This window comes from Parafrankia sp. FMc2 (assembly GCF_041008525.1).
GTDB lineage: Bacteria > Actinomycetota > Actinomycetes > Frankiales > Frankiaceae > Parafrankia.
On sequence record NZ_JBFLUG010000011.1, the window covers coordinates 92,325 to 101,975 of the forward strand.

The 9,651-nt window shown below is 72.8% G+C and carries 6 protein-coding genes and 2 tRNA genes; 3 read left to right on the top strand and 5 right to left on the bottom strand.

Features of this window, described 5'->3' with window-relative positions; all coding sequences use genetic code 11:
- Positions 1 to 360: 360 nt before the first annotated feature.
- Both leuD and leuC read right to left on the bottom strand, forming a co-directional pair.
- Positions 361 to 948, bottom strand: coding sequence for a 3-isopropylmalate dehydratase small subunit (leuD, locus tag AB1460_RS06765; RefSeq protein ID WP_018640565.1), 588 nt, complete (start codon positions 946 to 948; stop codon positions 361 to 363).
- A 125-nt stretch (positions 949 to 1,073) separates the two neighbouring features.
- The gene (leuC, locus tag AB1460_RS06770; protein WP_368959736.1) at positions 1,074 to 2,471 is read right to left on the bottom strand and encodes a 3-isopropylmalate dehydratase large subunit; all 1,398 of its coding nucleotides are present in this window, start codon (positions 2,469 to 2,471) and stop codon (positions 1,074 to 1,076) included.
- Positions 2,472 to 2,684: 213 nt separating this feature from the next.
- Here leuC and AB1460_RS06775 point away from each other — a divergent pair, with 213 nt between their 5' ends.
- Entirely contained in the window at positions 2,685 to 3,503 is an 819-nt protein-coding gene (locus AB1460_RS06775; protein WP_368959737.1) for an IclR family transcriptional regulator, read from the top strand.
- 472 nt (positions 3,504 to 3,975) lie between these two features.
- Complete coding sequence (locus AB1460_RS06780) at positions 3,976 to 6,309, top strand: serine/threonine-protein kinase (protein ID WP_368959738.1); 2,334 nt, start codon at positions 3,976 to 3,978, stop codon at positions 6,307 to 6,309.
- A 386-nt stretch (positions 6,310 to 6,695) separates the two neighbouring features.
- Here the strand turns inward: AB1460_RS06780 and AB1460_RS06785 are convergent, their stop codons facing one another.
- Entirely contained in the window at positions 6,696 to 8,414 is a 1,719-nt protein-coding gene (locus AB1460_RS06785; protein ID WP_368959739.1) for a sensor histidine kinase, read from the bottom strand.
- 200 nt (positions 8,415 to 8,614) lie between these two features.
- Between AB1460_RS06785 and AB1460_RS06790 the strand changes: the two genes are divergently transcribed.
- On the top strand, positions 8,615 to 8,884 hold the full coding sequence (locus tag AB1460_RS06790; RefSeq protein ID WP_368959740.1) for a hypothetical protein: 270 nt from the start codon (positions 8,615 to 8,617) through the stop codon (positions 8,882 to 8,884).
- Between the two features lie 377 nt (positions 8,885 to 9,261).
- On the opposite strand, the gene AB1460_RS06795 is transcribed toward AB1460_RS06790, so the two are convergent.
- Both AB1460_RS06795 and AB1460_RS06800 read right to left on the bottom strand, forming a co-directional pair.
- Positions 9,262 to 9,334: transfer RNA gene (locus tag AB1460_RS06795), tRNA-Glu, on the bottom strand.
- A 45-nt stretch (positions 9,335 to 9,379) separates the two neighbouring features.
- Positions 9,380 to 9,451 (bottom strand) — tRNA-Gln (locus AB1460_RS06800).
- Between the last annotated feature and the right edge of the window lie 200 nt (positions 9,452 to 9,651).

Genomic DNA, 9,651 nt, shown 5'->3' on the forward strand with positions numbered 1-9,651 from the left:
GCGCACTGTTCGACAAGCCCGTCGCATCCTGCAGCTTCGTCACCTTGAGTAACTTTTGTCCGGTGGCGATTCGAGCCGAAAGTCACGAATTGATAGCCCGCAGACGCCAGCCGACAGGCACCCTTACCCCAACACACCGGGGCACTACCCCACGCGGATGTGAGATCACACTCAGCACCGCGGCGACCACTGCGGGACGGGGCGACCCGAACGGGTGCACCACCCCCCTGGGAGCGTGCGCCCGATGGCCGGTGATGTGATCAACGCAACATCGCCGCAGCACCCTCGGGCCGGCTCCCAGTAGCCCGAAAAGCCCTGCGCCGGGCCAGGTCACCCCGGCCCGGCGCAGGTCCGTCGGGCTCAGGCGGTGGTCGGCAGCCAGGCCGGCCGCTCCGCCTCGAAGACGGTGATGCGGTCCTCGTGCCGCAGCGTCAGGCCGACGTCGTCGAGACCTTCCATCAGCCGCCAGCGGGTGAAGTCGTCAAGATCGAAACCGACGACCTGGCCGGCGCCGCGGACCTCCCGCGCCTCCAGATCGACGGTGATCTCGGTGGCCGGGTCGGCCTCCACGGCGGCCGTCAGCGCCTCGACGACGTCCGCCGGCAGCACGACCGGAAGCAGGCCGTTGCCCAGCGCGTTGCCGCGGAAGATGTCGGCAAAGCGGGGTGAGAGCACCGCGCGGAAGCCGTAGTCCTGCAGGGCCCAGACAGCGTGCTCCCGGGAGGAGCCGGTGCCGAAGTCGGGCCCGGCGAGCAGGATCGACGCCCCGGCGTGGGCTGGGTCGTTCAGCACGAACGACGGGTCGGCCCGCCATTCGGAGAACAGCCCGGCCCCGAAGCCGGTCCGCTCGATGCGCTTGAGCCACTCGCTCGGGATGATCTGGTCGGTGTCGACGTCGCTGCGCCGCAGCGGCACCGCCCGACCGGTGTGGATGGTGAACGCCTCCATCGAGGGCACGTTCCCTTCGGCGTCGTGGGAGAGGTCCCGGAAGATCCCCGGGAGAGAGTCTCCGGGGGTCTCCAGGGGTCTCCAGGGCAGGTCGTGGAGCGGAGTCGGTTCCGGCCGCGGCCGGGTTACAGGTCGGCAGGCGCGGTGAGGCGACCCGTGACCGCGGTGGCGGCGGCGACCGCCGGCGAGACCAGGTGCGTGCGCCCACCCGGGCCCTGCCGGCCCTCGAAGTTGCGGTTGGACGTCGACGCGCTGCGCTCCCCCGGGCGCAAAGTGTCCGGGTTCATGCCCAGGCACATCGAGCAGCCGGCGCTGCGCCAGTCCGCCCCGGAGGCGCGGAACACCTCGTCGAGGCCCTCCGCCTCGGCCTGCGCCTTGACCTCCATCGATCCCGGGACGATGAGGACCCGCAGGCCGTCGGCCACCTGCCGACCGCGCAGGACGTCGGCGGCGTCCCGCAGGTCGGAGAGCCGACCGTTGGTGCAGGAGCCGATGAAGACGGTGTCGACAGCGACATCGGTCAGCGGCGCGCCGGGGGTCAGATCCATGTAGGCCAGCGCGCGCTCCACCGAGGCGCGGGCCGCGGGGTCGACGTAGCCCGCCGGGTCGGGCACCGCCGAGCTCAGCGGCGCGGCCTGCCCGGGGTTGGTCCCCCAGGTGACGTACGGGCTCAGGCTGGGCGCGTCGATGACCACCTCGTGGTCGAAGACCGCGTCGGCATCGGTGGCCAGGGTCCGCCAGTAGGCAACGGCGGCGTCCCAGTCGGCGCCGGTCGGCGCGTTCGGACGCCCCTTCAGGTACTCGAAGGTCGTCTCGTCCGGCGCGATCATGCCGGCCCGCGCGCCGGCCTCGATGGACATGTTGCAGACCGTCATCCGGCCCTCCATCGACAGCGCGCGGACAGCCTCGCCGCGGTACTCGATGACGTAGCCGGCCCCGCCGCCGGTGCCGATCCGGGCGATCACGGCGAGAATGAGGTCCTTGGCGGTCACTCCGGCCGGCAGCTCGCCCTGCACCGTGACGGCCATCGTCTTCGGCCGGCGCTGCGGCAGGGTCTGGGTCGCCAGCACATGCTCGACCTGGCTGGTGCCGATGCCGAACGCCAGCGCGCCGAACGCGCCGTGCGTCGACGTGTGGCTGTCGCCGCAGACGATCGTCATGCCCGGCTCGGACAGGCCGAGCTGCGGGCCGACGACGTGCACGATCCCCTGGCCCGGGTCGTTCATCGGGAACAGCCGGACGCCGAACTCGGCGCAGTTCTTGCGCAGAGCCTCCACCTGGGCCCGCGACACCGGGTCAGCGATCGGCAGCAGGGTGTCCACCGTGGGCACGTTGTGGTCCTCGGTGGCCAGGGTCAGGTCGGGGCGGCGGACCGGGCGCCCGGCCAGCCGCAGCGCCTCGAACGCCTGTGGCGAGGTCACCTCGTGCACGAGGTGCAGATCGATGTAGAGCAGGTCAGGTTCCCCGTCGGCGCGGCGGACGACGTGCGCGTCCCAGACCTTCTCCGCGAGTGTGCGCCCCATTGGCCCCACTCCCTCTCTCGCGCGGGCCGGGCCCACGCAGTCGGACATGCGGTTCGAACATCGGTGTCGTCACAGGACTGCCACCCCGGGTGCCGCACACGACGCACGGCCATCGGAGTCCGTGGGCATCGGCACCCGAAAGGCTGCGATCACCCGAAGAGCTGCATCACCCGAAGGACGGCATCCCAAGGCTTGGGATGGCAGTATCAGACTATGGAACATAGTAGCGGCGTCGGCGTCCTGGACAAGGCCGCCCTTGTGCTGAGCGCCGTCGAGCACGGTCCGGCCGGCCTTGGCGAACTGGTCGCCCGCACCGGGCTGACCCGGGCCACCGCCCACCGGCTCGCCAGCGCGCTGGAGACACACCGCCTGCTCGCCCGCGACGCGGCAGGGCGGTTCGTGCCCGGCCCGCGGCTGGCGGCGGGCAGCCCCGCCGCGCTGCCCTGGGAGATGCTCGACGCGGCGGGGCGGGTACTCACCGCGCTGCGGGACGACACCGGCGAAAGCACCCAGCTCTACGTCCGGCGCGGCCCGGTCCGCGTGTGCGTCGCCGCTGCGGAGCGCTCCGCCGGCCTGCGGGACACGGTGCCGGTCGGCGCCGCCCTGCCGATGACCGCCGGCTCCGGAGCCCAGGTACTGCTCGCCTTCACCGATTCCACTGATTCCACCGACTCCGCCGGCGCCACCGGGCCCGGGCTGCCAGCGCACACGACGTTCACAGCAGAGGCGTTGGCACGGGTTCGCCGGCGCGGCTGGGCGGAGAGCGTCGGCGAGCGGGAGACCGGTCTCGCCTCGGTCTCCGCGCCGGTGTTCGGCCCCGCGGGCGTCGTGGCGGCGATCTCCCTGTCCGGCCCGGTCGAGCGGCTCACCCGGTCGCCGGGGCGGCGGCACGGGGCAGTGGTCGTCGCCGCGGCCCGCCAGCTGTCGTCGCAGGCCGGGCCCGTGATGACACAACCCGGCCCTCGCGTGACGGTTAACGACACAGACGCGCCTTCTCACGCCGAAGGAGGTGTCGCAGGTCACTTCACATGAACGGGAATTGCCGCACGCGGAGCAGGCAAAAACGCCGCCCGCTTACCCGCCTAAACACCACTTCCTGACACCCTGAAACACAATGCTTCCGCACCAGCCATCCCTACCGGTACCCCGGCGCGGCCAGGCAGGCTACGACGTCGTAGCCTTTGTCCTGTCACCAGAGCAGGATCGACGTACCGAGAAGTTGTTCACGTACAGGCACGACGTGGCTGGCCCAGCGCTCCGCGTGGCTAGTCCGGCCACGCCACGTGGCGTAGTCCGGCCAGACCGCCGATCCGCGGTCACCGGCCGGGCAGGGGGCGCCTTACCTGCACGTGTGGTCGACCCGCCGGGTGCTGTGCCAGCCGGCCTCACCACCCGCCGACGGGAGGATCCGCCGGAGTCCTCAGGCTTCCGCAGGCCCCGCCGCGGCAGCATCACAGGCTCGCGCCGTAGGAGTTCCGACGGCGCTCAAAGGGGGAAAGGCGCAGTGCGCAAACTGGGTTCGCGGTACGTCCTGCACGAACTACTCGGGCAGGGAACGGCCGGCCAGGTCTGGCGCGGAGCCCACGTCTCCGACGGGGAGCCCGTTGCCATCAAGGTGCTCCGCCCGGAACTCGCCCACGACCCCGAGGTCGTCGACCGTTTCCTGCGCGAATGCGATCTGCTGGTCCAGCTCGACAGTCCCGACCTCGTGCGGGTCCGCGAGCTGATCCAGGAGCCCGGCACCCTGGCGATCGTCATGGACCTCGTCGAGGGCATCGACCTGCGGGCCCACCTCGACCAGGCTGGCCCGCGCCCGGTGACCGAGGCCGTCCGGCTCGTCGTCGGCCTGCTCTGGGCGTTGGACAGCGTGCACGGGGCGGGCATCATCCACCGCGACGTCAAGCCCGAGAACGTCCTCATCGACACCTCGGACCCCCGGCGGCCCTACGTGCGGCTCACCGACTTCGGCGTGGCGCGCATGATCCAGACCCCGGGCCGGGCGTCCCTGACCGGCCCCATCGGGACCCCGCTGTACATGGCGCCCGAGCTGGCGGACGAGGTCCCGCCGACGCCGGCCGTCGACATCTACGCCGCCGGCGTCGTCCTCTACGAGCTCATCGCCGGCAGCCCGCCGTTCGACGCGTCGCACCCGGCGGACCTCATGCGGGCGCACCGCGAGGACGTGCCGCAGCCGATCCAGGGCGTCCCACCCGCGGTGTGGGACGTCCTGGCCGCCATGCTGGCGAAGTCGCCGCAGCAGCGCCCGGCGAGCGCCGCCGACGCCGCGGAGGACCTGCTCGACGCGATCGAGGACGAGGACCGGGACCGGGACCTCGACGAGGGCGACGATGACCAGCGCTGGGAGCGTGAGCAGGGCCGCCGCGCCGATCCCCGCGGCACCGGCGCCTCCCGGCAGCACGGCGGCCCCGGCGCGCTCCAGGGCCGCCCCGGGAGCCGGGACTCCGACTTCGACACCGCCCAGACCCGGATCGACCGCGACCGCGCGACAGCGGGCGCGCCGCAGCGTGACCCGGCCCGTTCCGGTACGACGGGACGTCAGCCCGCAGTCGTCGGAGCCGGAGCTCTCGGAGCCGGAGCTGCCAGGACGGGATCGGCCGGGGCCGCCGCTGGCGCAACCGCCGTGCTCTCCGGCGGGGGAGCCACCGGAGCTCACGGCGGTTGGGCCGACGCGGCCCACACCCAGGTGGGGGGAATCCCCGCCACCCAGGCCTCCAGCCCGCCCTCGGGCCGGGCCGGCTGGAACGACGACGCGCACACCCAGGTTGCCGGCATCCCCCCGGTCCGGCCGGACCGGGGCGGAGCCGATCAGACCTGGGCCGGGAAGGCGCCCGACGGCTGGGACGAGGCGGACGCAGCCACCGGGGCCCAGCCCGCGGTCCGTGTCCCCGCCCGTTCGGCCGGCTCGGCCGCCGACCGCAACACGGTGATCTCGCGCAGCAAGGACTCGGCCCCCGCCAGCACGGTCAGCGGGCCGGGCTCCCCCGCCGCGCGGTCCGCGGTCGACCGGCGGCGACGCAGCCGCATCGCGGCCGGCGCCGGACTGGTCGTCGCGCTCGTCGCCGGTGCCGGCGGCTGGGCTCTCGCCGCCGGTGACAGCGAGAGCGGGCTGACGGCGGACGGCCAGACCCAGACCCTGATCGACCCGTCGATCACCGCGACCCTGCCCGGAGGCCTCCCGATGCCGCCGGGAATGGATCCCGCGCAGGTCGGCCCCAGCGGCGGTCCCAGCGGACCGGCCCGCACGAGCCCGGCCGCGAGCCCCGGCCAGAGTGCCTCCCCGGGCGCCACGCCCACGCAGAGCGGGCCGGCCACCGCCAGCCCGAGCGCCACGACCTCGCCCTCACCGACACCCAAGGACGCGACCGTGCCCGACGTCCAGGGCCAGAGTCAGTCGGCGGCGTCGAACACGCTGAGCGGCAAGGGCTTCACCAACGTGTCATCGAGCGAGACCTGCCAGAAGGGCAAGAACGGCGGGGTCGTGCTCGACCAGAACCCCAACGCGGGCAGTGTGGTCCCCGTCTCCACGAGGGTGACGCTGACCGTGCAGGCCACGAACTGCGTCGAGGTCCCCAGCGTCGCCGGAAGCTCACTCGAGGCGGCGCGTAGCACCCTTGTCGGTAAGGGGTTCGGGGTCCTGAACGGCTCGGGCAACTGCTCGTACGGGCCGGGCCGCAACGCCGCCGGTACCAATCCCGCGGCCGGGACGATGATGCGCAAGGGCGAGAGCGTCTGGCTCGAGCCGTCCTGTGCCGCGTCGCCCGCGCCGGCACCGCCGCCGAGCTCCGCGCCGCCCGCCTCACCTGCCAGCGCCAAATAGCGGCGGGCCGCCGCGAAAGCCGGCCCGGGCGGATTGCCGCCCGGGCCGGCTTTCGCAGTTCCGGACACTCGGCCACCACACAGCCACGGCTTGCCGCGGCCACGCCGATCAACGGCGTGGCCGATCCTGCGGTCCCTGAAGCCCGTGTGCCGCGCCCGGCACGACTCCCGGTGGGGCAGGCGTCAGCCTTGCTCTCGAGGCAACCCTCGTGCCTCCGCCCGCCGTGCCCGAGCCAGTGCCCGGGCACGGGCACGGGCATGGCGGGCGGAGGCACGGGCATCGGCCCGTGTGCCCGTGCCCGCGTGACCCGCGGCGTCTGTCACGCGGGCACGCGAGGGCGGCGGATGGTCCGCTCCGAAGTAGTTCGCGCCGACGGGGAGACCGCTCTACCGCCAGTCCTGGGACTGGGACACCGCCGCCGACCACGGGTCCCGGGCGGGCGGCGGGTGGGGCAGCCGGGCCGGAGCGGCGGCCGGCTTGGGGAAGTTCGCCGGTGTCGGTGTCGGTAGGGCCGAGCCCGCGCCGTCACCGGACGGCCCGCCGCGGGGGCGCAGCAGCGCACCGGTGCCCGCCGGCAGGGCGGGCGGGTCGGGCAGCAGGTCGCCCCGGGCGCGCAGGCTGCGCGGGAGCGGCATCGGGACGGGCATCGGTGCCGGTTCGTCCGTCGCGGCAGTCGCCGTGGCCGTCGAGGCGGCCCACAGGTCGACCTCGACGATGATCTCGCCGTTCTCGGAGGACATCCGCAGGCGACCACCGTGCACCTCGACCAGGCGGCGCACCACGTAAAGACCCATGCCGGCGCCGTCTGTCTGCCGGGTCGCCGTCCCGTCCCGCTGGGTGAACGGCTCGAAGAGCTGGCGGATGGTGGCCGGGTCGAGGTCCGGCCCGGGATTGCGCACCCGCAGCACCACCTCGTCACCGACCCGGCCGGCGATGAGGCGCACCGGGGCGCCGGGCCAGGAGTGCACCAGCGCGTTGTCCACGAGGTTCGCGACGACCTGGTGCAGTGCCTGGCGCGCCATCCGGACGGTGAGCTGCGGCGGGAGATCCACCGTCACGCTGTTGCCGGCGTAGGCCAGCCCGTCGATGACGTCCCGCACGACCTCCGGGAGGTCGGCGACCGTGTTGTCGCCGGTGCCGGTCGCGGTGGCGGCCGTCAGCATGTTCTCCAGCAGCCGGGACAGCCGGTCCGAGTAGGTCACGGCGGAGTCGAGCATGCCGTCGAGCTGGGCGTCGGAGAGGCGGTCGCGACGGCGTCTGATCGTGAGCAGGGTGCCCCGGATGCCGGTCAGCGGGGTGCGGAACTCGTGCGAGACGGTGGCGACCAGGTCACTGCGGATGCGGTCGGTCTCCTCCAGCCGCGCCATCAGGCTCTGCTGGCCCTCGTAGAGCTGCTGGCGGTAGTCCTCCACCCGGCGGCGGGACTGCTCGTTGTAGTGCCAGAAGACCATCTGGGCGCCCGCCAGGGCACAGATGAAGCCCGCGTGCAGACCGGCCAGCAGCAGGGCGTTCTCGTCCATCCTGGACGCCGCCTCGGCGGTGATGATGTCACCGATCGCGAGACTGGCCAGGAAGACGAACGCGATGGCCAGGAGGTAGACGCTCCAGTCCTCGTAGAGGGCGATGAGCGCCACCACGACGAAGAAGTGGAAGTACATGGGCGTCAGGCCGTCGGAGAGGTGCACGAAGACGACCGAACAGCAGAGCAGGCCCAGACTTGCCGCGAGCGCCCGCACCCGCCGCATGCCGGGGGCCAGTGCGGCACCGAACAGCAGCGCCGGCGGAGTGGCGGCCAGCAGGCCGTGGGGCAGGCTGTGGTCGCGCCACAGGCCGTACGCGACGATCACCGGCAGGTGCATCGCCAGCACCCAGCACATCAGGGCGTGGCGGGCAGCCCAGTCCTCCGTGGGCAGGCCCCGCCCGCGCGGGAACCAGGCGACCGGCCCGCGGGATACCACCTCGGCACTCGACGCGGCCAGGCCGGAGTCCGCCGCGAGGGTCCGGGCGGGCCGAGGCTTCTCGGGCCGGCGGGCGGCGCGCCCGACGTGGGCGCTGCCGTGACGGCGGCGCGCCCGTTCGGGCATGGAGGGTCGGGCGGAGGACATCCGAGCAAGTTTCTCCCGTTCCGGGCCCGGAGCGCCATGGCTGTCAAGGGTGGTGTCGTATGACGACTATGCCCAGCTTTGACTAGGCCATCAGTACCACTCGGTAAGGGGCTCAAAGAAGCATGGCGCAGTTGCCCGCATTCCCGACAGGCTGTGGTCCGCGAGGTGGCCCCCGGACGGCCGCCCGCGGAGGAGGACACGTGCCCCCAGTTGCCCTGACGACCGCGACCGCAGCCGCCTTCACCGTGCAGACAACGCCTCAGCCTGCGGATGTTCCGACGGACGGCGGTGCCTCGCTCGCGCTGGCGGCCCGCCCCGTGCTGCGCCTCGTCGGTTCCGAGCCGGTCGACCCGTCCGGGGAGGTGCAGGAGATCGTCCACGGTTTCGGTGGTCCCAGCACCTGCGGCTGCCGTCCGTGTGCCATGGCCCGCCACCCCTCGTTCATGCCCCGCCTGCGCGTCGTCGACTGAGAGCACGGCCGAGAACTAGTCCTGCGTACCCACCACCATCCGGCAGGTGCCACATCGCGGGCCGGCCCCACGAGCCGGTCGGCCCCGCTGCGCCGCTGTGATCCGCCGCGATCCGCCGTGATCCAGCCGCCGCCGGGACACCCGCATCGGTGATTCCGTCGTCAGATGCACCCGTGCTCAGACAGGGCCGGACCAGTGCTGCCCGCGCCGGTCGCCGACGGACCCTTCCGAGCGGAGCCCCCGCACGTCCGCGGGCCGTCCGTTCAGGAACGGGATGTGAAGTCAGGGCGCGGAGCTGCCTACCACTGAGCCACGGACTCCGTCGGCCACACAAAAAAACGCCAACCTCGGAAGGTTGGCGCCATAAGATTTAAATGTAGCCCCGACCGGATTCGAACCGGCGCTACCGCCTTGAGAGGGCGGCGTCCTGGGCCGCTAGACGACGGGGCCAAGACCGTTTCTGCAATATACAGCATGTTCGTGCAAGTGGTGCAGCTGGGGTACCAGGACTCGAACCTAGACTAACAGAGCCAGAATCTGTTGGGCTGCCAATTACCCCATACCCCATGGGTCCCTCTCGGGCGATGCCTACTGTACCCCATCCACCGGCCCTGTCAGCGACCGTGTCCCCGGCGGGTCTCCGGCGGGTCTCCGGCGGGTCTCCGGCGGGTCTCCGGCGGGTCTCCGGCGGGTCTCCGGCGGGTCTCCGGCGGGTCTCCGGCGGGTCTCCGGCGGGTCTCCGGCGGGTCTCCGGCGGGTCTCCGGCG